Source organism: Serratia proteamaculans (assembly GCF_949794035.1).
Lineage (GTDB): Bacteria > Pseudomonadota > Gammaproteobacteria > Enterobacterales > Enterobacteriaceae > Serratia > Serratia proteamaculans.
The window spans coordinates 443112-465043 of sequence record NZ_OX461105.1; the positions used below are offsets into that span (position 1 = coordinate 443112).

Consider the following 21932-nt stretch of genomic DNA (forward strand, 5'->3'; position numbering starts at 1 on the left):
TGGGGGATCATCTCCCCCAGTTCTCACTTAGGCTTTCACCAAATCGCCCTTCACGGCGGCGACAATCTCAAACGAATGCAGCCGGGCCTGATGGTCAAAGATCTGGCCGTTGACCATGATTTCATCCGCCCCGGTTTCATTCAGTAGCGTCTGCAACCCGCTACGTACGGTCGCTTCATTGCCGATAACCGACATGCGCAGCGCCTGATCGACCCCGTATTGTTCCCCGGCGGTCCACAAGGCGTGGATATTGTCGACTGGCGCCGGCAAGGGGCCCGGCGAGCCGCGGCGCAGATTGATAAACTGCTGCTGCATCGAGGTAAACAGGAAGCGCGCTTCAGCGTCACTGTCGGCGGCCACCACGTTGACACATACCATGGCGTGCGGTTGCTGGCACTGCTCGGAAGGCTTGAAGTTATCGCGATACAGATTAAATGCCTGGAACAGCATCTCTGGCGCAAAATGGGAAGCGAAGGCAAACGGCAGGCCGAGCTGTGCCGCCAGCTGTGCGCTGTACAGGCTGGAGCCCAACAGCCAGATCGGCACGTGCAGCCCCTGGCCGGGTACCGCCTGCACCGGCTGACCCGGTTGGACATCACAGAAGTAATGCTGCAGTTCCTGCACGTCGCGTGGGAAATTATCCACTTCACCGGACAGATGACGACGCAGCGCCATCATGGTGCGTTGGTCGGTTCCGGGAGCGCGGCCCAGACCCAGATCGATACGCCCGGGATAAAGCGATTCCAGCGTGCCGAACTGCTCGGCGATCACCAAGGGCGCATGGTTGGGCAGCATCACGCCACCGGATCCGAGGCGGATGCTCTGGGTACCGGCGGCCAGATAGCCCAGCAGCACCGAGGTGGCCGCGCTGCCGATGCCGGTCATATTGTGGTGTTCTGCCAGCCAATAACGCTGGAAGCCCCATTTTTCGGCATGTTGTGCTAGATCTAAAGAGGCGTGAAATGCATCGCGCGGTTTGGCCCCTTGCGGAATAGGGGATAAATCCAATACTGAGACAGGTACCGCCGTTTTTTCAGTCATGACATCGTCCATCAAAGAGTTGATCGCTTAAAGGGCGATTGCAGAAGTCTGCAAACTACAAAGCCAAATGTGCTTTAAGTGTTAAAAGCATAATCCAATTTATGGTTATAAAAGAGGATATATGTGCTTGTGATATCCTTATGAGTAAAATGGTTTTTTTGGGAGCCGATTGAAATATGGACGTGATGATTCCACCCGCCGCTTATCGCTCAGGGAGCTGAGAGAATGAAAAAAAAGACGTTGTTTACCTTACTGTTGATGGTGGTGGCGGTCGCCATGGCGATCTTGTTCCGCGCGCATAATCAGGATTTGTTATTGCAAGGGGAAGTGGACGCACCGGAGGTGATCGTGGCCTCCAAAGCCAAGGGGCGAGTGATTGAACGGCTGGTGGAGCGGGGTGACGACGTAAAAGCCGCACAGGTCATGATCCAGCTTGATAGCCCGGAGTTGATGGCGCAACTGCGTTCTGCACAGGCGTCACGCGATGAAGCCAAGGCGCAGCTCGACCAATCTCTGCACGGTACGCGTGAAGAAAGCATCCGTAATCTGCGTGCCAACCTGGCGCAGGCCGAGGCGCAATACCGTAATGCGCAGAATGACTACAACCGTAACCTGAGCGTATCCGGCAAAGGTTATATTTCGAAGTCCGAGTTGGATAGCTCGCGCCGTGCACGTGATACCGCATTCCAACAGGTGCAGGCGGCCAAGGCCAATCTGGACGAAGGCACTAACGGCGACCGTATCGAACTGCGCCAGCAATATGCTGCAGCGCTGCGGGCGGCGGAAGAAAACCTGCTGCAAGTGAAAGCCCAGACGGATGATCTGCGGGTTGTAGCCCCGGTGGCCGGTGAAGTGGGGCCGATCCCGGCGGAGGTGGGAGAACTGCTGAATGCCGGCAGCCCGTTGCTGACGCTGATCCGCGTTCCGGATGCCTACTTCGTGTTTAACCTGCGTGAAGACATTTTGGCTCATGTTCGCAAGGGCGATAAGATCCAGATGCGGGTACCGGCGCTGAAGAACAAAATGATCGAGGCAGAGGTACGTTACATTGCGCCGCTGGGCGACTACGCCACTAAACGCGCCACCCGCGCTACCGGTGACTTCGATCTGAAAACCTTTGAAGTGCGCCTGTATCCGTCACAGCCGGTTGACGGCCTGCGTCCAGGGATGAGCAGCTTATGGCTATGGAAAGAGTAAGGGCCGGTTGGCGCTGCTTCAGCCACGCGTTTGACAACGAGTGCCGCGTTGCCTTCCGCAGCCCGGTGGTGCACTGGCTGAGCTGGATTTTTCCGCTGATCCTGTTTGGCCTGATCAGCAGCAACTTTTCCGAAGGCACCTTGCTCGATCTGCCGGTGTCGGTGGTGGATAACGATCACAGTTCGCTGTCCAAGTCGCTGACCCGCAGACTGGATGCCGGCTCTCATGCCCATGTCGAACTCTATGACGGCGGGTTGGCCGAATCGCTGCACCGTCTGCGTAGCGCACAGGATTACGCGCTGCTGTATGTGCCGCCGGATTTCGAAGCCAATGCGCTGGCGGGCAAACAGCCGAGCGTGGTGATGTACTACAACGCGTTGTTCTATGGGGCCGGGTTGTATTCCACCCAGGATTTCAGCGGTCTGATGACCGAGATTAACGCCAACTACCGCAGCATTATCGCCGCCGAGATGGGGAAAACCTTGCCACCGCTGGCGGACGTGACGCTGTCGTACGGCAGTTTGTTCAATGCCAGCGGCAGCTACATCTATTACCAGCAGTTTGCCGCCACCATTCACCTGCTACAGCTGTTCGTGGTGACCTGTATGATCTACGTGCTGGCACGCAGTAAATCGCTGCTGACGGCCCGGCCGTTCAGCCTGGCGCTGCTGGGTAAACTGGCACCCTACACCCTGTGTTTCACCAGTCTGTTGATGGTTGAGATTGCTGCGCTGGTGGGCATTTTTGATGCCCGCGTCAGTGGCAACCCTCTGTTCATGCTGATGATCGCTTTCTTCTACGTGATGGCGGCGCAGAGCATTGGCCTGCTGTTGTATACCTTTACCAGCACCACCATCACCGCCTATAGCCTGATCGCCATCCTGGTGAGTATTGCGCTGACCTTCTCGGGGATGGCGGTACCGGAACTGTCGATGCCGTTACCGGCACGCATCATCTCCAATATTGAGCCCTTGACCCATGCGCTGTATGCGATGTTTGACGTGTTCCTGCGGCAGGTACCGGCCAGTGCCATCTTCAGCGTTTGCGCGTTGTTGTTTGTCTATCCGCTGGTGGCCGCGCTGCTGGTGCGTAACCGACTGCTGCCGCGGTTGCAGAAAGAAGGGAACGCAGGATGAAAATCTACTGGAAAACCTTCGTCCGGGTGCTGTTGGGCATGCTGGAGCGGCCGATGTGGCTGATGCTGATCCTGTCGCTGTGCGTCATGAGCATGGTCTATGCCAACCGAACGGTGTGGGATCTGCCGGTCGGCGTTATCGATCAGGACCACAGCACGGCCAGCCGTGAATTGATCCGCCAACTGGATGCCACCTCGAAGATTGCCATCGTGACTTACGACAGCCTTGAGCAGGCAAAAAGTGACCTCGGCTGGCGTAAGCTGTTCGCGGTGATCATCATGCCGGTGGATCTGGAGAAAAAGATCCTGAGCGGCCAAAATATCGTGGTGCCGGTTTACGGCGATGCCACCAACCGGCTGGCCAATGGGCAGATCCAGCAAGACGTGGTGGCGGCCTATCAACAGCTCCTTTCCCAGTACAACAATGGCTTATTGTTGCGCAGTGGTTTCAGCGAACGCCAGGCACAGGTGATCCTGACGCCCATACAGGGGCAGACGCTGGATGTGTTCAACCCCGGCATCAGCTTTGCGGCGATTATCTTCCCCGGCCTGCTGGTGATGCTGTTGCAGCACTCGTTATTGATTGCCTGCGTACGTGTCAGCATTGCCATGAAGAGCATGCCCGGTGGCAAGCCACCGCTGGCGGCCCATTTGGGCGGGCTGACGGCACTGTTGCCGATCTGGTTATTCCTGTCGATCGTGCTGTTCGTCCTGTGGCCGTGGGTGCTGGGTTACCGCCAGACCGCGGGCATTCCAGAAATTTTGCTGCTGACCTTCCCGTTCCTGTTGGCGGTACTGGGGCTGGGTAAGCTGGTGACCGAGTGCCTGCGCAGCGTTGAAATGATCTACCTGACGCTGGCATTTATCACCACGCCGATATTCTATCTCTCCGGTACCATCTGGCCGTTACAGGCGATGCCGAGCTGGGTGCGGGCGATTTCCTATTGTATTCCCTCGACCTGGGCCACCAAGGCGGTTGCTGGGGTAAACCAGATGGGACTGTCGCTGAACGAGGTCTGGGGCGATGTGATGATGTTGCTGGTGCTGGGGATTATTTACACCCTGCTGGGGGTCGGCGTGGGTTTTGTGCACAACAGCGTAGCGCTGCGCAGCCTGCTCCGCAGACGGCAATCCAGCAAGGAGGGCTGAAGCCACCCTTTCCTTGACCCTTAACAAGGTGGACCGGCGCAGGCTCTCGCATAATCACGCCCGTGGATCCTCTTACTGGTGTGATTATATGGCTTACCAACTGAACCTGAACTGGCCCGAGTTTTTAGAGAAATACTGGCAGAAAAAACCTGTTGTTTTGAAAAATGCCTTCCCGAACTTTGTCGACCCAATCACGCCAGACGAACTGGCGGGATTGGCGATGGAGTCAGAAGTGGACAGCCGTCTGGTCAGCCAGACCCATGGCGAATGGCAGGCCAGCAACGGTCCGTTTGAACATTTCGATGGCCTGGGCGAAACAGGCTGGTCCTTGCTGGCGCAGGCCGTGAACCACTGGCATGCCCCCTCAGCCGAACTGGTGCGCCCGTTTCGCGTTTTGCCAGACTGGCGTCTGGATGACCTGATGATCTCCTTCTCGGTGCCGGGCGGCGGCGTGGGGCCACACATCGATAACTACGATGTGTTCATCATTCAGGGAATGGGCCGTCGTCGCTGGCGCGTTGGCGATGCCTTGCCGATGCGTCAATTCTGCCCACATCCGGCGTTGCTGCATGTTGATCCGTTCGAACCGATCATTGATGAGGATTTGGAACCGGGCGACATTCTGTACATCCCGCCAGGCTTCCCCCATGACGGCTTCACTCACGAAACCGCGTTTAACTATTCAGTGGGCTTCCGTGGGCCAAACGGCCGCGACCTGATCAGCAGCTTTGCTGACTACGCACTGGAAAACGATCTGGGGGGCGCGCACTACAGCGATCCTGACCTAACCCTGCGTGAGCATCCGGGCCGGGTAGAAGAACACGAACTTGAGCGCTTGCGCTCAATGATGGTCGAAATGATCAACCAGCCGGAAGACTTTAAGCAGTGGTTTGGCCGCTTTGCCACCACGCCGCGTCATGAGCTGGATATCGCTATGGCGGAGCCGCCGTATGAAGCGCACGAGGTGCTGAACGCACTGATGGACGGTGAAACTCTGACCCGTTTGAGTGGCTTGCGTGTGCTGCACATCGGTGACAGCTTCTTCGTCAACAGCGAACCTCTGGACACCGTCGATGCACGGGCGGCCGATGCGCTGTGTCGTTATACCGAGCTGGGCCAGCCAGAACTGGGCGATGCGTTGCAAAACCCGGCGTTTGTGGCTGAGCTGACAGAGCTGATAAATCAGGGCTACTGGTTCTTCAAAGAGTAGTTGCCGCTGTGCCGGGTGACGCTATGCTTACCCGGCCTACAAAACCAAACTCCCATCCTGTAGGCCCGATATTCTGTCGCGTGCCTGCGATTACGACACCAATTCCAGCCCGGCGACCCGCCGCCAGTAACCATTGCAGTCGGCCTGATCGGTGAGGGTTAATGGCTGTGTGCCTTGCTCATTGGCGCGAAAGCGCTCGACCAGCGCCAGCGTCTCTGCCCCCTGCGGCGACAGGCGCACGATGTCCACCAGCCCTTGCATACTGGTCAACTCGTTGCCCAGGTTGTAGCAGTAGCCACTCATGGTCTGAATGCCGTTGAGCACAAACACTTGCTGTTGTTCCTGTGAACGCATCACTCGCCCCTGTGGATACTTAATGCAGCAGGTTTCGCATTCATCCTTGGCGCGGTCTTCCGATCGTGCGGTAAAGCAGCGCGCCGAATAGGCCAGCGGCAGATGACCGTAGCTCAGTACTTCCACCTCAAACTGCTGGCGGAAACCCAGTTCATCGCACTGTTCCAGCAGCTTGGCCAGCCAGTCGCGGGACAGCTCGACCGGCATACACCAGCGCGTCATGCCCTGGCGGTGCAGCAGGCGCAGGGTGTAGGCGTTGTAGCAGTTCAGCGCGTGGCCGGCGATAAACGGCAGGCTGCGTTCCGCCGCCATGTTCACGGTACCCAGATCGTTGGCTTCAATCAGGAATTCCCCGTTTTCCACATAGCGCTTCAGTTCGTTCAGTTCGGACGGTGCCTGCAGCAGGGCCAGGGTGGAGAGAGCCACCTGTTTACCGCTGCGGGCAATCTCCTGCGCCAGTGCCAGCCAGTCGCCGACCTTCATCTCGCGTCGCTTGGTGCAGACGCTCTCGCCGAGATAAATAATCTCTGCGCTGCTGTTCACCGCCTGCCGGTAAAAATCTTCGACCTCGGTTTTCGGCCAGTAATACTGCACCGGGCCTAATGCGTATTTCATGCTTCCTCCTGCTACTGCCATTTACGGTGATAGGCACCGAGCGTGGTTTGAGTGCCTTCAGACACGGCACCCAGGGCTTCCATCCAGCCTGCGTCGGCCTGATAAGCGGCGGGGTCGGCCTGGCAGCGATCAATAGCCTGACGCCAGACGCGGGCCACCTGGCTAACGTAGGCCGGGCTGCGTTGGCGGCCTTCGATCTTCACCGAAGCGATATTGGCGGCCAGCAACTCCGGCAACAGTTCCAGCGTATTGAGGCTTGTGGGCTCTTCCAGCGCGTGATAGCGCACGTCGTCCACCAGATAGCGGCCCTTGCACAGCGTAGGGTAACCGGCATTTTCATCATCCCGGTAACGGTCGATCAGCACGCCATTCAGACGTGACTCCATGCCCTGCGCCGTTTGCTGCCAGCGTACGTAGCGTGCCGGAGAACAGGCCCCGACGGTATTGGGAGACTCACCGGTCAGGTAAGAAGAGAGGTAGCAACGGCCTTCGGCCATGATGCACAGGCTGCCGAAGGCGAAGACTTCCAGCGGCACCGGGCTGGTACGCGCCAGCTGTTTGACCTGATGCATCGACAACACGCGCGGCAGTACCACCCGGCTGACATCAAAATGGCGCTGGTAGAAACGGATCGCCTCTTCGTTGGTGGCGGAAGCCTGCACCGACACGTGGCGTTCCAACTGCGGATAACGTTCGGCGGCGTATTCCAGCATCGCCAGGTCAGCCAGGATCAGCACGTCGGCACCCAGTTGTGCCGCCATATCCACCGCGCGCTGCCAGCGGGCATAGCCGTCCGGGTGGGCGAAGGTATTGATGGCGATGTGCAGTTTACGCTTGTGGCGATGCACGTACTCGACCGCCTCCTGCAGCTTTTTCTCGGTAAAGTTGAGGCCGGCAAAGTGGCGGGCGTTGGTATCATCTTTCAGGCCGATATACACGGCATCGGCGCCGTTATCCACCGCAGCCTTCAGGGCCGGCAGGTTACCGGCGGGACAAAGCAGCTCCATAGATTTATCCTGACTCAGCCGTACACCCATGGCGGGCATAGACTGTCACAATGGTTGCCGGTGAGGGTCATCAACCGGCAAACGCTAATCGGGAGGCAATTTTAGTGAAAGCGCGATGAACAGGTTTTGATTTGAGGCAGCTTCTGGCGTATTGATAAAGCTGGCGGCGAAATGCACTATTTGTTGATATAGAGCGCTTCAGCCGTGCGCCACTGTGGCAAAATAGTGCATCTGTGTTGAAAGGAGTGAACGACAGTGTTGGAACAATTACGAGCGCGCATTGTGCGCCAAGGGCCGTCGCTGCTGCGCGTACCGCTAAAATTCACGCCGTTTGCTTTGCAGCGCCAGCTTCTGGAACAGGTGTTGGGCTGGCAGTTCCGTCAGGCGCTGGCAGATGGCGATCTGGAATTTCTCGAATCGCGCTGGTTGAAGATCGAAGTTCGCGATCTGGCGCTACACTGGTTTATGACGGTAGAAAACGACAAACTGGTTGTCAGCCAACACGCCGAAGCTGATGTCAGCTTCAGCGGCGACGCCAACGATCTGATACTGATCGCAGCGCGTAAGCAAGATCCCGATACGCTGTTCTTTCAGCGTCGGCTGCAGATTGAAGGGGATACCGAATTGGGCCTGTATGTAAAAAATCTGATGGATGCCATCGAGCTGGAAGCCATGCCTGCGCCGTTGCGCATTGGCCTGCTGCAACTGGCCGAGTTTGTGGAAGCAGGGCTGCAGGAGGGCACGGTGCAAACTTCCCGTGTGCCACTGACATGTTAATCCGCGTAGAAATTCCGGTAGATGCGGCAGGTATCGATGCTCTGCTGCGTCGCGCCTTTGGGCGAGATGACGAAGCTGACCTGGTACAGCAACTGCGTGAAGACGGCCTGCTGACGCTGGGCATCGTTGCTACCGACGACGAAGGTGGCGTGGTGGGCTATGCCGCGTTCAGCCCGGTGGACGTAGCCGGTGAGGATCGCCAATGGGTCGGTCTGGCACCGCTGGCGGTGGACGAAAGTCTGCGTCGACAGGGGCTGGGCGAAAAGCTGATTTACGAAGGGCTGGATGCGCTGAACGAGTTCAGCTATGCCGCGGTGGTGGTGCTGGGCGAACCGGCTTACTACGGTCGCTTTGGCTTTAAGCCGGCTGCTGCCTATGGGCTGCAATGCCGCTGGCCAGACACCGAGGCCGCGTTCCAGGTTTATCCCCTGGCGGAAGATGCCTTGCTTGACGTTAGCGGGGCGGTGGAATACTCCGAGCCGTTTAACCGGCTTTAACCTCAACGTCCGGCAGTAAATAATCCAACGAAAGAGGCGGGTGACTCACCAGCCTCTCTTTTTGCATTTTGCTCAGTTGCTTGACCCGATATTCCAGTCTCAGTGCCCTTGAACGATCCCCTGCCAGGCAGTGAAACGCCAGCACCAGCTCCCCTTTACCTCGCAGTGCCTTCGCACCCTTACCGGCCTGATGTTGCACCAGCCGCCGAGCCACGTCGGTGGTGATGCCGGTATACAGCATGCCGCTGGGCATGCGCAGCATATAGAGGTGCCAGGTTGGGAGTATTTCGTTCATGAATATGCAGCAACTTTGATGGCCAGGGACGGAATATGATGGCATGTTCTCCCGCGCAATCCCATCCCCGGCGGTCAAGTTGTGTTACTGCTGTGAGCCTTTTTTCCCCACCATTTCGAAACGCGGTGAAACCATGCCGTACAGCGTCCAACCGAGGAAGGTGGCGATAGCGCCCCACATCATCGCTTCTTCACCGGAGCTGTACAGGGCATAGAAACTGTACAGTGCGCCAATACCGGCAATGATGTTGGCAATTCGCGCTTTCTTCTCAGGTACTTTCGCCACTTTCTGAATGATGATCAGCGCCGCCATCGACAGAATATAAGGGATGATATTGGTCACCACCGCCAGATTCACCAGCACGTTGAACTGTTTATTCAGCGACGGGCTGATGGTCATCAGCGACAGCACGCTCTGGATCACAACTATGGTCAGCATGCCTTTGACCGGTGCATCGGCCTTGCTGAGTTTGGAGAAAATTTTCGGGAAGAAGCCGCTGTCGGCAGAGGATTTGAATACCTGGGCGATAGTGAACTGCCAACCCAGCAGTGAGCCGACGCAGGACATGATCATCAAGGCCATGATGATCTTGCCGACCGTTGGGTTGAACATATGGGAAAACGCCAGACCAAATGGCGCGGTCGAATTGGCCAGCTCCATGTTCGGCACGATGCCGGCGATCACGTTGGTCGAAACGATATAAATGACCGCGGCGCTGAGGGTGCCGCCCAGTACGGCGATTGGCACGTTACGTTCCGGGTTTTCCACCACGTCGGTGTTGGCGCAGGCGGACTCAAGCCCCAGGAACGCCCATAACGTCATGGAGATAGAGGCGCCAACGGCTTCAAAAGTCGGTACCGAGTGCGGGTTCCACGCGGCAATATAAGCGCTGCCGCTAAACCAGTGCCAGCCGACGATCGAGATCCCCACGACCGGGATAATTACGCCCCAGACGGTGACGCCGCTGATTTTCCCGGTGAGGCGCGCCCCGCCGAAGTTGGCGACGGTAGCCAGCCATAACACGCCGATGGTGGCGATACAGATCCCCAGCGGCGACAGGTTGGCGCCAAACAGCTCGGTGCCATAGCCGACGGCGGAAATGGCGATGGCGATGTTGGCGATCAGCAGCGACACACCATAGGTGTAGTTGGCCATGAAATTGCCGGATTTACCGAAGGCGTATTCGGCATATCCACCCATACCGCCGGATTTGCGGCTGAACATACCGCATTTGGCGAAGGCGTACGCCAGCGCCATTGAGCCCACGGCGGTGACCAGCCAGGAAACGATAGAAATAGTGCCGACTTCCGCCAGCTTGGTGGGCAGCATAATTATGCCAGAGCCCATCATGTTGACCGCCGTCAGGATCGTTAGCTGCACGACCCCCATTTTATTATTGGTCTTACTCATGATCATTCTCTCTTTTATAATACGATCCGGGCGGTGAATAAAATTCACCGCCTTGTAAGGTGATTAATTTTTCATTACGTAGCCGTAAGCGCGGTTCCAGCCATCTTCATCCTGCTGGATATACACGCCCTGTAATTCCGGTGCGAAGCCTGGCAATAAATTGATGCCTTCTTCCAATGCCAGGAAATAACGTTGAGCGGCACCGCCCCAAACTTCACCTGGGACCACACATAAAACACCTGGGGGATAAGGTAAAGCGCCTTCGGCGGCAATTCGGCCCTCGGCTTTGGCCAGTGAGACCAATTCAACATTGCCGCGGACGAATTCGGTATTAGCGTCTTGCGGGTTCATTGCCACTCGTGGGAAGTAGCTTTTCCGGAACATTTCTTTCTGCAGTTCTTTAACGTCGTAACTTACGTAGAGGTCGTGCATTTCCTGGCAAAGCTGGCGCAGGGTATAATCTTTATAGCGCTGCTGATTGTTTTTATAAACCGCAGGCAGAACTTCGCTAATTAACGAATCTTGCTCGACATGTTTTTCAAAGCGGGCAATCAGCGCCACCAGATGCTGCATTTTGGCGATGTCTTCGGCCGGGGTCAGCAGGAACAGAATGGAATTGAGATCGCATTTCTCCGGTACTATGCCGTTTTCGCGCAGATAGTTGGCCAGAATGGTCGCCGGAATGCCGAAATCGCTGTAGTTACCGCTAGCCGTATCGATGCCCGGCGTGGTGAGCAGCAATTTGCACGGGTCGACAAAATATTGCGATTCCTCATAGCCTTCAAAGGCGTGCCATTTTTCACCGGGAATGAAGTTAAAGAAGCGCAAATCGTTAGACATTGTCTCGGTGTCATAAGACTGCCAGGCTTTGCCATCAATTTGGTCCGGCACAAAAGGTTTGATTAAGCTGCAGGTATCCAGCAGCATTTTGCGCGCTTCAATACCTACGCGAACACATTCTTTCCACAGGCGTCGACCGCTTTTACCCTCGTGCATCTTGGCGTTGACGTCCAGTGCGGCAAACAGTGGGTAGAACGGGCTGGTGGATGCATGCAACATAAAGGCATTGTTAAAGCGTTTATGGTTGCAATAACGGTCTTGTCCCTTGATGTGCTTGTCTTTCTTGTGAATTTGCGAGGTTTGTGAGAACCCGGCCTGCTGCTTGTGCACGGACTGGGTAACGATGATCCCCGGGTCGTTTTCATTCAGCTCGAGCAGTAAAGGCGAGCAGTCTTTCATCATTGGAATGAACTGTTCGTAACCCACCCAGGCCGAGTCGAACAGAATGTAATCGCACAGATGACCAATTTTATCGACCACCTGACGGGCGTTATAAATGGTACCGTCATAAGTACCTAACTGAATGATGGCCAAACGGAAAGGCCTGGCTTCATTGGCGCGTTCCGGCGCTACTTCGCGGATCTGTTGGCGTAAGTAGCGTTCTTCAAAGCAGTGCGCGTCAATGCCGCCGATAAAGCCAAACGGGTTGCGAGCGGTCTCCAGATACACCGGTGTCGCCCCAGCCTGGATCAGCGCGCCATGGTGGTTGGACTTATGGTTATTGCGGTCGAACAGCACCAAATCACCGCGCGTCAGCAGAGCGTTGGTCGCGACCTTGTTTGAGGCGGAGGTGCCGTTGAGAACGAAATAGGTTTTATCGGCATTAAAGACTTTGGCGGCATGCTGCTGTGCCGCGCAGGGCGCGCCTTCATGGATCAATAAATCACCCAGTTTGACGTCCGCGTTACACATATCCGAACGGAAAAGGGTTTCGCCGAAGAAGTCAAAGAACTGGCGCCCTGCCGGATGCTTACGGAAGAACTCACCGCCCTGATGCCCAGGGCAAGCAAAGGTGGCGTTACCCATTTCGACATACTGGGTCAGCGTGTTAAAGAAAGGTGGCAGCAGTTCACTTTCATATTTTACCGCTGCGGCCTCCAGTTGCTTGCCGTAGAACTGGGTGTTCTTACCACAGAGTTCAAATACGCCATGCAGGGCCGGCAGGATGTCATTATCCAATTCTTCTTCACAACACACCGCAACGAACAGGGGAATATTCAGGCCAATTTCTTCGAGGTGCGCCACCATGCCTTGCGTGACGTCTTCCACCGACAGCACAATGGCAGCAATATCATTAAAATCACTCTGATGTACATCGACAACTTCGCGTGCTGTTTCAAAGCAGCTTAATGTTTTGGTATTAGCGGCAATTTTTAATTTATTCATTTTTATCATTCTTCAGGCAAAGGCATCCCATCGACAAGTTAATAATCTTGTCGTTAATACCTTCACTCAATAAAGGCATGAGGAGAACGAGGTAATGCTTAAAGGCATAACCTGAGTTCATTCTATTTTTGATTTTATTTCGTGCGTACCCTAAACAGTCATTTAGCTACACTATTTACCGGATAAATTAAATTGATACCGATCCTGATTCTTCAGGATAAATAATTTAGGCGTAATGGTGACAGGCTGTTAAGAGTAACAACGAGAGAGGTGGGGGTTATCTGCAGTTAAAGAAGGCGAAGCTAAAGCAGCTACGATGGGCCATCATCATAATATGAGTGGTCCGTCTGATGTGTGCCATTTTACGGTTATTGTTTTCCATTTCTAATCCACCTTATGGAGTGAAAAGATGGCGCTATTTTAACGTGCTTCAGACTAAAATATGTGATGATTGTCACGTAAATGCTCTGTTTGATAAATAACTATTCACTTGTTATGCAGTGGTTTGAATAAAAAATGATTTTGAGCATTTTTTGAGATGTAAATATTTTGATAAAAAATGAAGTGGTTAGAGCGGTAATTTTTACCGCGCCGTAGAATGAGCAAAAAAAAATGGATTTAAACCGGGTCTATGATGCCAAAATAAATCTACTTTGTTTTATATATGTTAGAAGGGTAATTATTCAAATTTTGAATATAAATGCAGTGAATGTGTTTATGTATTCCATTTTGTGTGGTGATGGAATTATCGTTATTTGTGACCGACTTCAACAACACAGGGTAAGATAAAGCCAGATAAAGAAGGGAGAATTGACCTTGAACACGACTGAAGAGCAGCAACAGATTGCACATTTCCTCAGCAAACAGCATGTGCTGACGCTGTGCGCCGGCAATGGCCTGGACATGTGGTGCGCCAACTGTTTTTACGTGTTTGATGCCGAGCGCATGGTGCTGTGGCTGATGACCGAAACCCATACCCGTCACGGTGAGTTGATGCTGCAAAATAGCCGGGTGGTCGGCACCATTGCGCCGAAGCCGAAGACCATTGCGTTGATCCGTGGCGTGCAGTATCGCGCCGAAGCGGTGATGCTGAGCGGTGATGAAGAACAGCATGCACGTGCGCGCTACTGCAAGCGTTTCCCGATTGCCAAAGTGATGAAAGCGCCAGTTTGGCAACTGAGTCTGCAAGAAGTGAAGATGACCGACAATACCCTCGGCTTCGGTAAAAAGCTGCATTGGACGCGGGCCTGACACAACACACTATACTTTTCAGAGCGATCAATTTGGCGGAGGGGATATGGCACGGGTATTCATTGTAGGGGCTACAGGGTTGGTGGGTGGCGAACTGTTGCGCCTGCTGCAGGCCGATCCGCAGGTCACGGCGATTGTGGCGCCTACGCGTAAGCCACTGCCGGTGCACCCAAAACTGGATAATCCTGTGGGTGATGATTTGTTCGCGCTGCTGACTGAGCAGGAGCAGCCGGTCGATATTGTGTTCTGCTGTCTGGGTACCACACGGCGCGAGGCCGGCAGTGATGCCAATTTTCACTACGTCGATTACACGCTGGTGATCGAAAGCGCGCTGACCGGTCGGCGGTTAGGCGCGCAGCACTGTCTGGTGGTCAGTGCACTGGGCGCCAGTCCGCGCTCGACCTTCCTTTACAACCGCACCAAGGGTGAAATGGAACAGGCGCTGCGTGAGCAGAACTGGCCGCGCCTGACGCTGGTACGGCCATCCATGCTGTTGGGGGAGCGCTCCTCGCCGCGTTTACTGGAGCGCCTGAGTGCTCCCTTGTTCAAATTACTGCCCGGAAAATGGCGCGGAGTTGCCGCTAAAGACGTGGCACAGACGCTGCTGGAGCAGGCGTTCAGCCCCGGCAGCGGCGTTAAGGTGCTGGAATCCGATCGGCTGCATTGTTACCGCAGTGCACGCTGAGATTATCGAACGCCAGCTCCAGGCCCGGCGGCAGCTCGTTGTCCATTAGCCACAGATCGAGATGGTGGCTGATGTGCGTCAGCAGGGTGCGGCCGGGTTGTAAGCGTTGCTGGGTTTCCAGCGCGCGGGTCAGATCGTTGTGGTTGCGCGGTGCCTGCGGCTGGGGCGGAAGGCTGCAGTCGAGCACCATTAAATCGATGGGTACCCCACGCAGGTAGGCTTCGGTCTCTGGTGGCAGGCCGAGGGTATCGGTCAAATAGGCCAGCGATTTCCCTGCTGCCTGGATCAGGTAGCCCAGAGTGAGTTTCGAATGCTGCAGCGGCAGTGGAGTGATCTGCAGGCCGCCCAGTTCCACCGTTTCGAAAGGTTTGAACGGTGGCTGAAACGCCAGAATACCCGGGTGTTTGAACAGATCGTCACAACCCTGTTCATCGGCCGGGCCATACACCGGAATAAAATTTCCGCAGCCCCAGCGCAAAGGAAATAGCCCCTGTACGTGATCCATGTGGTAATGTGTCAGTAAAAAACGTTTAATTTCCCCCGCCGAAAAGCGCCGTTCCAGCGACGGCAATCCCGCATCCAGCAAGGTCGTTTCCCCCTGAAATTTAAGCATTGCACTGCAAGGTCTGCGCCGAAATGCAGGCTCGCGCCGTGCCCGCTGACACACCAGACAATCACAGCCGAACACCGGGATCTGCTGAGCACCGCCGGTACCGAGAAAGGTCAGTTGCATGTCGTCACTCCCGATTATAAATACTTCTCCGCGAAGGCATGGATATCACGGAAATCCGCCAGCCGTTGTTGAAGCGTTTGGTGGTCCCAGTGCCACCACTGGCCGCGTTCAATACGTTCAATCAGTGTGTCGTCAAAACGCATACCGATCTTCTTGGCCGCCACCCCGGCGACAATTTCATAAGGGGCCACATCCTTGGTCACCACTGCCGCGCTGCCAATCACTGCGCCGTTGCCAATGCTGACACCGGGCATCACGATGGCGTTATGGCCGATCCACACGTCGTGGCCAATGGTCACGTGGTGCTCACGCCGCCAGTCGAAAAACGCCTCGTCATCTTCCCCCAGATCGTACTCCGACGCGCGATAGGTGAAATGGTGCTGGGCGATGCGCTGGTAGGTGGGGTGGTTGCCGGGATTGATGCGCGCGTAAGAGGCAATCGACACGAATTTACCGATGGTGGCGTAAAAAATCTGGTTATGTCCGGCGGTGTAGGAGTAATCGCCCATTTCCACTTCCTCGAGGATCGCATCGTCGGCCAGATGGACATACTGGCCGAGACGGCTGCGGTTAAGCGTCACGTTGTCGCCGATTTTCGGCTGCGCCAAATCGTTCATGGCATGGCATCCTGTGGTTGTTTGGCGGAAGCGGGCAGCAGCGCCAGTAGCGCTGTCAGGGTGTCATCAAGGTTGCCGTCGTTATCCAACCGGCTGCAAAGGGCGGGAAGTTTTTGCTGATACTCCGCCGCCCGCGCCAGCCGTTGTTCGATTTGATCGGCATTTTCACGCCCGCGATTTTGCAGGCGCTGGCGCAGAACATCGCTGCTGACCTGCAGGCATACCGGCAGCAGCTGTGCACCATAGCGCTGCTGCGCCTGCGACAGGTGGGCACGCGAGCCGTTGACCACCACGTCGATCCCCTGCAACAGCCAGAGATCGACCTCGATCCCAAAGGCGTAATGGTGCTGGTGCGCCTGCCAGTCGAGGGCAAATAACCCTTTGGCACGGCGGCGCAGGAACTCCGCTTCGCTGAGCGCAATATGGTTCTCGCAGCCGGCGTCTGCCGGCCGGGTGATATAGCGGTGCGCCACCAGCGGCGCGCTGTCGGCATCGGCCCGCAGTGCGGCCAACAGGCTGTCTTTGCCCGATCCGGAAGGGCCCATCAGATAGATAAGCTGCGCCATCAGAATACCTGCTTGCCCTGGCGCCACACGTTCTGCACGTAGATGTGCTCGCCGTGTGGTCGTGCCAACACCAGATCCGCCCGCAAACCTTCGGCGATAGTACCGCGATCCTGCAGATCCAGCGCTCTGGCCGGGTTACGGGTGATCATCTGCACCGCCTGCGGCAAGCTGTAGCCGTTGCGTTCATCGGCCGCAATGCGAAACGCCGCATCCAGCAGGCTGGCCGGATAATAGTCGGAGGACAGGATATCCAGTACCCCCAACGCCGCCAGGTGATGGGCCGCTACGTTGCCGGAATGCGAACCGCCGCGCACGATGTTCGGCGCGCCCATCAGTACCTGTAACCCCTGCTGGTGCGAAGCGAGCGCGGCATCTTCGGTGGTGGGGAATTCGGCAATCACGCTGCCCAGCGCACAGGACTCGCTGACGTGGTCGGCGGTGGCATCGTCGTGACTGGCGAGCGAAATTTTACGCGCCCGGCAATGGGCGGCGATCGCCTCACGGTTCGGCGTGGCCCAGCGGGCCGAAAGCCCGACCTGCTGCTCCTCATATTCACTCATTTGCTGGTCATTAAGATGGTATTTGCCCTGATAATACTCACGGTATTTTTCACGCGAGGCGAACTGGCGCTGGCCCGGTGAATGGTCCATCAGCGACACCAGCGACACGCCGGGCTTGTCCATCAACTGCTCGAACAGCGGCAGAGTGCTCTCGTTTGGCAGTTCGCAGCGCAGGTGCAGCCGGTGCTCGGCGCGGTTGACCCCGGCGCGTTGGCTATAGATCACCGCGTCGATCATTTTTTGCAGGTTTTCCAGCCGGTGGCCGCCGTCCCGAACGTCACCGATCGCCACCGCGTCCAGCACGGTGGTGATGCCGTTGGCTACCATCAGTGCATCATGGCTGCTCATGGCCGAATGCGCCGGCCAGTCGACGTTCGGCCGCGGGGTGAAAAACTTGTCCAGATTGTCGGTATGCAGCTCAATCAGCCCGGGCAACAGCCAGCCACCTTCACCGTTCAACGCCTGCGGCAACTGGCTTGGCGTATCGGCAAAGCTGCGGATCACACCGTCGTTGATCTCCAGCGATCCTTCGACGATCTGATCTTCCAGCACCAGTTTCACGTTATTGATGATCATCAGAGGATCTCCAGCGCCTGTGGCGCCTGCATGTCATATAACCTGTCGGCGACCTGCTGACGGACGCCTTCATCATGAAAAATGCCGACGATGGCTGCACCACGTTGTTTAGCCTGCTCGATCAGCCCGACCACTGCCGCGCTGTTACGGCTGTCGAGTGAGGCGGTCGGTTCGTCCAGCAACAGGATCGGGTAGTCGACGATAAAGCCACGAGCGATGTTCACCCGCTGTTGTTCGCCGCCGGAAAAGGTGGACGGTGCCAGCTGCCACAGGCGTTGCGGCACGTTGAGCTGGTTGAGCAGCGTCTCGGCGCGTTCGCGGCATTCGGCGCGGTTGACGCCCTGTTCCAGCAGCGGTTGCATCACTACGTCCAGCGCGCTGATACGCGGGATCACCCGCAGAAACTGGCTGACCCAGCCGAGGGTATGGCGGCGTACCGCCAGGATCTGGCGCGCTTCGGCTTGCACCATGTCCAGCCATTCCCCCTGGTGGTTGACCCAGATATGACCGCTGTCGGGCAAATAGTTGGCGTACAGTGAGCGTAGCAGCGTGGATTTACCGCTGCCGGAATGGCCGTGCAGCACCACGCATTCGCCATTGCTGACCGTCATGTTGGCGTCGTGCAGGACCGGCAGTTGCGTGCCGTGCTGCTGGTGGAGCACAAAGGTTTTGCTGAGGTGTTCAACCCGGATTTGAATAGTCATTTATCATTACCTTGCGTTACGACAGCACCGAAGAAACCAGCAGTTGGGTATAAGGATGGTGCGGATCGTCCAGCACCCGGTCAGTCAGGCCGCTTTCCACCACCTCGCCCTGTTTCATCACCAGCAGCCGGTGTGCCAGCAGGCGCGCCACGCCGAGATCGTGGGTGACAATCACCGCCGCCAGCTGCATCTCTACCACCAGCGTGCGCAGCAGATCGAGCAGCCGCGCCTGTACTGAAACGTCCAGCCCGCCGGTGGGCTCGTCCATAAATACCAGCTTGGGATGAGTCACCAGATTGCGGGCGATTTGCAACCGCTGCTGCATGCCGCCGGAGAAGGTGGTCGGCAGATCGTCAAGGCGTGACACCGGGATCTCGACGTCCTCCAGCCACTGTCCGGCCTGTCGGCGGATGTCGCCGTAGTGACGCTGGCCGATAGCCATCAGCCGTTCGCCAATGTTGCCACCGGCAGAAACCTTGGGCCGCAGCCCGTCGAGCGGATGCTGATGCACCACACCCCAGTCGGTGCGCAACAGGCGGCGGCGATCGCTTTCCGCCATCGCGTACAGGTCATGCTGTTGCCCGGCCTGCGGACGATAAAGGATTTGTCCGTGCTGCGGTGCCAGCCGTGCGGAGATGGATTTCAGCAGCGTGGTCTTGCCGGAGCCGGACTCACCAACGATGCCCAGCACTTCGCCGGGGTAGATATCGAAAGACACATCGCTAAAGCCTTTGCCCGGCGCGTACAGATGGGTGAGGTTATTCACCGACAGCAGTGGCGTGGTGCTCAGAGGGATAGAAGTCATCAGTGCTGCGCCTCTTGCGAAGGTTGCGCCAGCTGCTGCTGGCAGTAATCGGTGTCGGAACAAACGAACATGCGGCTGCCCTGATCGTCGAGCACCACCTCATCCAGGTAGCTGTGGCGTGAGCCGCACAGGGCGCAGGGTTCGTCCCATTGCTGCACGGTGAAAGGATGATCGTCGAAGTCCAGGCTTTCCACCTTGGTGAATGGCGGCAGGGCGTAGATGCGCTTTTCACGCCCGGCGCCGAACAGTTGCAGTGCCGGCATCATGTGCATTTTCGGGTTATCGAATTTCGGGATCGGCGACGGGTCCATCACATAGCGGTCATTGACCTTCACCGGGTAGGCATAGGTGGTGGCGATATGGCCGTAGCGTGCGATGTCCTCATACAGTTTCACCTGCATCACGCCGTACTCTTCCAGCGCGTGCATTTTGCGGGTCTCGGTTTCACGCGGTTCGATAAAACGCAGCGGCTCCGGGATCGGCACCTGATAAATCAGGATCTGATCTTCGCGCAGCGCAGTTTCCGGGATGCGGTGTCGGGTCTGGATCAGCGTGGCTTCCGGCGTGCGTTCGGTGGTTGCCACCCCGGCGACGCGCTGGAAGAAGCGGCGGATGGAGACTGCGTTAGTGGTGTCATCGGCACCCTGGTCGATCACCTTCAGCACGTCGGCGCGGCCAATCACGCTGGCGGTCAACTGAATGCCGCCGGTGCCCCAGCCGTAAGGCATTGGCATCTCACGGCCGCCGAACGGTACCTGATAACCGGGGATCGCCACCGCCTTCAGAATGGCGCGGCGGATCATGCGTTTGGTCTGTTCGTCCAGATAACCCAGGTTATAGCCGGTTAATACTTCACTCATCGCGGGCCTCCTGACGCTCGCTGAACTCCTGTCGCAGGCGCTTGAGCAATTCCAGCTCGGCCTGAAAATCGACGTAGTGGGGCAATTTGAGGTGGGAAACAAAGCCGGCGGCTTCGACGTTATCGGCGTGGGCCAGCACGAACTCTTCGTCCTGCGCCGGACTGGCGATACCTTCGTCGTAGTCGGGGCTTTGCAGTGCGCGGTCCACCAGCGCCATCGCCATCGCTTTACGTTCGGCGCGGCCAAACACCAGGCCATAGCCACGGGTGAAATGCGGTGGCTGGTCGGCCGGGTCGATGAAACCGTTGACCATTTCACATTCGGTCAGCAGGATCTCGCCGATATCTACCGCGAAACCCAGCTCTTCAGGCACTATCTCCGCCGAAACATAGCCGGTACGGATCTCACCGGCGAACGGGTGGGTACGGCCGTAACCGCGTTGGGTGGAGTAGCTCAGCGCCAGCAGAAAACCTTCATCACCGCGCACCAGCTGTTGCAGACGCGCCGAGCGTGAACAGGGGTAAACCGGCGGATTACGGGTGATATCATCCGGTGCGGTGCCGTCGTCCTGCTCCGCCAGTGCCAGTTGCTGCTGACTGAGTAAGTCGAACACGTGGGCGCAGTTCTCCGGCAGCGGTTCGTCGGCCTGCGGCGCACGCGGCGCTTCGCCTTCGGCCAGCAGGGCAAAATCCAGCAGACGGTGGGTGTAATCGTAGGTCGGCCCCAGCACCTGGCCGCCGGGCAAGTCCTTGTAAACCGCCGAGATACGGCGTTCCAGCCGCATGTTTTCGGTCGCCAATGGCTCGCTGACCGCCAGCCGTGGCAGCGTGGTGCGATAGGCGCGCAGCAAGAAAATAGCCTCGACCAAATCGCCACTCGCCTGCTTGATGGCCAACGCCGCCAGCTCAGGATCGTAGATGCCGCCTTCGGTCATCACCCGATCCACCGCCAGGCCCAGTTGTTGTTCGATCTGTTGGGTGCCGAGCGCCGGTACGCTGTCGTCACCGCGCCGTAGCTGTTCCTGTAACTGATGGGCGGCCTCAATGGCTTTTTCGCCCCCTTTAACGGCAACGTACATCAGCACACCTCCACATGGGTGGTTCGCGGCAACGCCAGCAGGCGCTCACCGCAGGTCAGCAGGAAATCCAGCCCCAGCGGGAAGCGCTGCGGGCGGTTAATCAGGTAGTCCAGCAGCACTGGCGGCAACGAGGGCGAGATCACCCGTTGCTGTTCAATGCCGGGGCCGGTCAGGCGCAGTGCAGTGCCCTGTTCCAGGCTGTCGAGCTGTACCACTACCGTGGTGCTGAACTCGGGGGAAATCTCACTGCCGTGCGGCAACGCCTGTAAATCAGCGGCCTGCAATTGCGCATCGAACAGGGCAAAACACACTTCTTCGGGGTTATTGGCCAGCGGCGCACCGCTGTGGAAGCGAATGTTTGTTAGCACTTGCTCACTTTCGAATGCCAGACAGAGTTGGATCGGGGTTTCCTGATCGGCCAGCGTCAATAACGCAGCGGTGCTGGCGGCGTTCAGCGCCCCCCAGGCCGGGCTGTCTGGCAGGGTGACGATATGGCCCGGTTCACTTAACGCCTTAAGGATCAAGCGGAAAGCCTGTTGCGATTGTTCAATCGGCTGTGCAAAACCTGTCAGTAGGCTCATCGG

Annotated in this window: 24 protein-coding genes; 8 read left to right on the forward strand and 16 right to left on the reverse strand. The window is 57.1% G+C overall.

Annotation, left to right across the window (positions count from 1 at the left end; genetic code table 11):
- Positions 1–27 precede the first annotated feature (27 nt).
- Entirely contained in the window at positions 28–1041 is a 1014-nt protein-coding gene (locus QOT07_RS02025; RefSeq protein WP_176979870.1) for a luciferase-like monooxygenase, read from the reverse strand.
- A gap of 225 nt (positions 1042–1266) precedes the next feature.
- Between QOT07_RS02025 and QOT07_RS02030 the strand changes: the two genes are divergently transcribed.
- The 4 genes from QOT07_RS02030 to QOT07_RS02045 all read left to right on the forward strand — a co-directional run bounded on the left by QOT07_RS02030 (position 1267) and on the right by QOT07_RS02045 (position 5732).
- A complete protein-coding gene (locus tag QOT07_RS02030) occupies positions 1267–2238 on the forward strand; it encodes an HlyD family secretion protein (protein WP_099064503.1) in 972 nt (323 codons plus the stop codon).
- On the forward strand, positions 2220–3374 hold the full coding sequence (locus QOT07_RS02035) for an ABC transporter permease (RefSeq protein WP_099064504.1): 1155 nt from the start codon (positions 2220–2222) through the stop codon (positions 3372–3374). Before QOT07_RS02030 ends, QOT07_RS02035 begins: the two co-directional genes overlap by 19 nt.
- Positions 3371–4522: an ABC transporter permease gene (locus QOT07_RS02040; RefSeq protein ID WP_283602474.1), complete on the forward strand. Its 1152-nt coding sequence runs from the start codon at positions 3371–3373 to the stop codon at positions 4520–4522. The genes QOT07_RS02035 and QOT07_RS02040 overlap by 4 nt, the downstream gene beginning before the upstream one ends.
- Positions 4523–4610: 88 nt before the next feature.
- Positions 4611–5732 carry a ribosomal protein uL16 3-hydroxylase gene (locus QOT07_RS02045; protein ID WP_283602475.1) on the forward strand — a complete coding sequence of 374 codons (1122 nt, stop codon included), beginning with the start codon at positions 4611–4613 and terminating at the stop codon, positions 5730–5732.
- A 90-nt stretch (positions 5733–5822) separates the two neighbouring features.
- Here QOT07_RS02045 and QOT07_RS02050 read toward each other — a convergent pair whose 3' ends face one another.
- Positions 5823–6701 (reverse strand): U32 family peptidase, encoded by an 879-nt coding sequence (locus tag QOT07_RS02050; protein WP_261427705.1) that lies wholly within the window; start codon positions 6699–6701, stop codon positions 5823–5825.
- An 11-nt stretch (positions 6702–6712) separates the two neighbouring features.
- Positions 6713–7708 carry a ubiquinone anaerobic biosynthesis protein UbiU gene (gene ubiU, locus QOT07_RS02055; protein WP_099064508.1) on the reverse strand — a complete coding sequence of 332 codons (996 nt, stop codon included), beginning with the start codon at positions 7706–7708 and terminating at the stop codon, positions 6713–6715.
- A gap of 255 nt (positions 7709–7963) precedes the next feature.
- On the opposite strand from ubiU, the gene ubiT reads away from it, so the two are divergent.
- Positions 7964–8485 carry a ubiquinone anaerobic biosynthesis accessory factor UbiT gene (ubiT, locus tag QOT07_RS02060; RefSeq protein WP_085119498.1) on the forward strand — a complete coding sequence of 174 codons (522 nt, stop codon included), beginning with the start codon at positions 7964–7966 and terminating at the stop codon, positions 8483–8485.
- Complete coding sequence (locus QOT07_RS02065) at positions 8479–8982, forward strand: GNAT family N-acetyltransferase (protein ID WP_099064509.1); 504 nt, start codon at positions 8479–8481, stop codon at positions 8980–8982. The genes ubiT and QOT07_RS02065 overlap by 7 nt, the downstream gene beginning before the upstream one ends.
- On the opposite strand, the gene QOT07_RS02070 is transcribed toward QOT07_RS02065, so the two are convergent.
- The 4 genes from QOT07_RS02070 to speFL form a co-directional block, all read right to left on the reverse strand.
- On the reverse strand, positions 8969–9277 hold the full coding sequence (locus tag QOT07_RS02070; protein WP_283602476.1) for a GIY-YIG nuclease family protein: 309 nt from the start codon (positions 9275–9277) through the stop codon (positions 8969–8971). The two genes, QOT07_RS02065 and QOT07_RS02070, sit on opposite strands and share 14 nt — an antisense overlap.
- An 84-nt stretch (positions 9278–9361) precedes the next feature.
- The gene (gene potE / locus QOT07_RS02075; protein WP_099064511.1) at positions 9362–10687 is read right to left on the reverse strand and encodes a putrescine-ornithine antiporter; all 1326 of its coding nucleotides are present in this window, start codon (positions 10685–10687) and stop codon (positions 9362–9364) included.
- Between the two features lie 63 nt (positions 10688–10750).
- A complete protein-coding gene (gene speF, locus QOT07_RS02080) occupies positions 10751–12913 on the reverse strand; it encodes an ornithine decarboxylase SpeF (RefSeq protein ID WP_099064512.1) in 2163 nt (720 codons plus the stop codon).
- A 277-nt stretch (positions 12914–13190) separates the two neighbouring features.
- Positions 13191–13295 carry a leader peptide SpeFL gene (gene speFL, locus QOT07_RS02085; protein ID WP_112347931.1) on the reverse strand — a complete coding sequence of 35 codons (105 nt, stop codon included), beginning with the start codon at positions 13293–13295 and terminating at the stop codon, positions 13191–13193.
- Positions 13296–13729: 434 nt separating this feature from the next.
- Between speFL and QOT07_RS02090 the strand changes: the two genes are divergently transcribed.
- On the forward strand, positions 13730–14164 hold the full coding sequence (locus QOT07_RS02090) for a YhbP family protein (RefSeq protein WP_261416169.1): 435 nt from the start codon (positions 13730–13732) through the stop codon (positions 14162–14164).
- A 46-nt stretch (positions 14165–14210) separates the two neighbouring features.
- Positions 14211–14849: an NAD(P)H-binding protein gene (locus tag QOT07_RS02095; protein WP_283602477.1), complete on the forward strand. Its 639-nt coding sequence runs from the start codon at positions 14211–14213 to the stop codon at positions 14847–14849.
- Here QOT07_RS02095 and phnP read toward each other — a convergent pair.
- Genes phnP through phnH form a run of 9 tightly spaced genes read right to left on the reverse strand, consistent with a single transcriptional unit; the run spans position 14800 to position 21929 of the window.
- Positions 14800–15582 carry a phosphonate metabolism protein PhnP gene (gene phnP, locus QOT07_RS02100; RefSeq protein ID WP_261427703.1) on the reverse strand — a complete coding sequence of 261 codons (783 nt, stop codon included), beginning with the start codon at positions 15580–15582 and terminating at the stop codon, positions 14800–14802. The genes QOT07_RS02095 and phnP overlap by 50 nt on opposite strands.
- A 14-nt stretch (positions 15583–15596) precedes the next feature.
- The gene (locus QOT07_RS02105; protein WP_283602478.1) at positions 15597–16199 is read right to left on the reverse strand and encodes a DapH/DapD/GlmU-related protein; all 603 of its coding nucleotides are present in this window, start codon (positions 16197–16199) and stop codon (positions 15597–15599) included.
- Positions 16196–16765 carry a ribose 1,5-bisphosphokinase gene (phnN, locus tag QOT07_RS02110; protein WP_283602479.1) on the reverse strand — a complete coding sequence of 190 codons (570 nt, stop codon included), beginning with the start codon at positions 16763–16765 and terminating at the stop codon, positions 16196–16198. Before phnN ends, QOT07_RS02105 begins: the two co-directional genes overlap by 4 nt.
- Positions 16765–17901 (reverse strand): alpha-D-ribose 1-methylphosphonate 5-triphosphate diphosphatase, encoded by a 1137-nt coding sequence (gene phnM, locus QOT07_RS02115; protein ID WP_283602480.1) that lies wholly within the window; start codon positions 17899–17901, stop codon positions 16765–16767. Before phnM ends, phnN begins: the two co-directional genes overlap by 1 nt.
- Positions 17901–18605 (reverse strand): phosphonate C-P lyase system protein PhnL, encoded by a 705-nt coding sequence (phnL, locus tag QOT07_RS02120; protein ID WP_283602481.1) that lies wholly within the window; start codon positions 18603–18605, stop codon positions 17901–17903. Before phnL ends, phnM begins: the two co-directional genes overlap by 1 nt.
- Before the next feature lie 16 nt (positions 18606–18621).
- Entirely contained in the window at positions 18622–19410 is a 789-nt protein-coding gene (gene phnK / locus QOT07_RS02125) for a phosphonate C-P lyase system protein PhnK (RefSeq protein ID WP_099064519.1), read from the reverse strand.
- Positions 19410–20270 (reverse strand): alpha-D-ribose 1-methylphosphonate 5-phosphate C-P-lyase PhnJ, encoded by an 861-nt coding sequence (locus QOT07_RS02130; RefSeq protein WP_017891399.1) that lies wholly within the window; start codon positions 20268–20270, stop codon positions 19410–19412. Before QOT07_RS02130 ends, phnK begins: the two co-directional genes overlap by 1 nt.
- Entirely contained in the window at positions 20263–21348 is a 1086-nt protein-coding gene (locus tag QOT07_RS02135; protein ID WP_261285470.1) for a carbon-phosphorus lyase complex subunit, read from the reverse strand. Before QOT07_RS02135 ends, QOT07_RS02130 begins: the two co-directional genes overlap by 8 nt.
- Positions 21348–21929, reverse strand: coding sequence for a phosphonate C-P lyase system protein PhnH (gene phnH, locus QOT07_RS02140; protein ID WP_283602482.1), 582 nt, complete (start codon positions 21927–21929; stop codon positions 21348–21350). Before phnH ends, QOT07_RS02135 begins: the two co-directional genes overlap by 1 nt.
- Between the last annotated feature and the right edge of the window lie 3 nt (positions 21930–21932).

Excerpts from the sequence above, each read along its gene's own strand:
- ubiU (WP_099064508.1), bottom strand. The coding sequence starts at position 7,708 with ATGGAGCTGCTTTGTCCCGCCGGTAACCTGCCGGCCCTGAAGGCTGCG.
- QOT07_RS02025 (WP_176979870.1), bottom strand. The coding sequence starts at position 1,041 with ATGACTGAAAAAACGGCGGTACCTGTCTCAGTATTGGATTTATCCCCT.
- QOT07_RS02030 (WP_099064503.1), top strand. The coding sequence starts at position 1,267 with ATGAAAAAAAAGACGTTGTTTACCTTACTGTTGATGGTGGTGGCGGTC.
- phnP (WP_261427703.1), bottom strand. The coding sequence starts at position 15,582 with ATGCAACTGACCTTTCTCGGTACCGGCGGTGCTCAGCAGATCCCGGTG.
- phnH (WP_283602482.1), bottom strand. The coding sequence starts at position 21,929 with ATGAGCCTACTGACAGGTTTTGCACAGCCGATTGAACAATCGCAACAG.
- QOT07_RS02045 (WP_283602475.1), top strand. The coding sequence starts at position 4,611 with ATGGCTTACCAACTGAACCTGAACTGGCCCGAGTTTTTAGAGAAATAC.
- QOT07_RS02135 (WP_261285470.1), bottom strand. The coding sequence starts at position 21,348 with ATGTACGTTGCCGTTAAAGGGGGCGAAAAAGCCATTGAGGCCGCCCAT.
- QOT07_RS02035 (WP_099064504.1), top strand. The coding sequence starts at position 2,220 with ATGGCTATGGAAAGAGTAAGGGCCGGTTGGCGCTGCTTCAGCCACGCG.
- phnL (WP_283602481.1), bottom strand. The coding sequence starts at position 18,605 with ATGACTATTCAAATCCGGGTTGAACACCTCAGCAAAACCTTTGTGCTC.
- QOT07_RS02070 (WP_283602476.1), bottom strand. The coding sequence starts at position 9,277 with ATGAACGAAATACTCCCAACCTGGCACCTCTATATGCTGCGCATGCCC.
- potE (WP_099064511.1), bottom strand. The coding sequence starts at position 10,687 with ATGAGTAAGACCAATAATAAAATGGGGGTCGTGCAGCTAACGATCCTG.
- QOT07_RS02095 (WP_283602477.1), top strand. The coding sequence starts at position 14,211 with ATGGCACGGGTATTCATTGTAGGGGCTACAGGGTTGGTGGGTGGCGAA.
- phnM (WP_283602480.1), bottom strand. The coding sequence starts at position 17,901 with ATGATCATCAATAACGTGAAACTGGTGCTGGAAGATCAGATCGTCGAA.
- phnN (WP_283602479.1), bottom strand. The coding sequence starts at position 16,765 with ATGGCGCAGCTTATCTATCTGATGGGCCCTTCCGGATCGGGCAAAGAC.
- QOT07_RS02065 (WP_099064509.1), top strand. The coding sequence starts at position 8,479 with ATGTTAATCCGCGTAGAAATTCCGGTAGATGCGGCAGGTATCGATGCT.
- QOT07_RS02130 (WP_017891399.1), bottom strand. The coding sequence starts at position 20,270 with ATGAGTGAAGTATTAACCGGCTATAACCTGGGTTATCTGGACGAACAG.
- QOT07_RS02040 (WP_283602474.1), top strand. The coding sequence starts at position 3,371 with ATGAAAATCTACTGGAAAACCTTCGTCCGGGTGCTGTTGGGCATGCTG.
- phnK (WP_099064519.1), bottom strand. The coding sequence starts at position 19,410 with ATGACTTCTATCCCTCTGAGCACCACGCCACTGCTGTCGGTGAATAAC.
- speFL (WP_112347931.1), bottom strand. The coding sequence starts at position 13,295 with ATGGAAAACAATAACCGTAAAATGGCACACATCAGACGGACCACTCAT.
- QOT07_RS02105 (WP_283602478.1), bottom strand. The coding sequence starts at position 16,199 with ATGAACGATTTGGCGCAGCCGAAAATCGGCGACAACGTGACGCTTAAC.
- speF (WP_099064512.1), bottom strand. The coding sequence starts at position 12,913 with ATGAATAAATTAAAAATTGCCGCTAATACCAAAACATTAAGCTGCTTT.
- QOT07_RS02050 (WP_261427705.1), bottom strand. The coding sequence starts at position 6,701 with ATGAAATACGCATTAGGCCCGGTGCAGTATTACTGGCCGAAAACCGAG.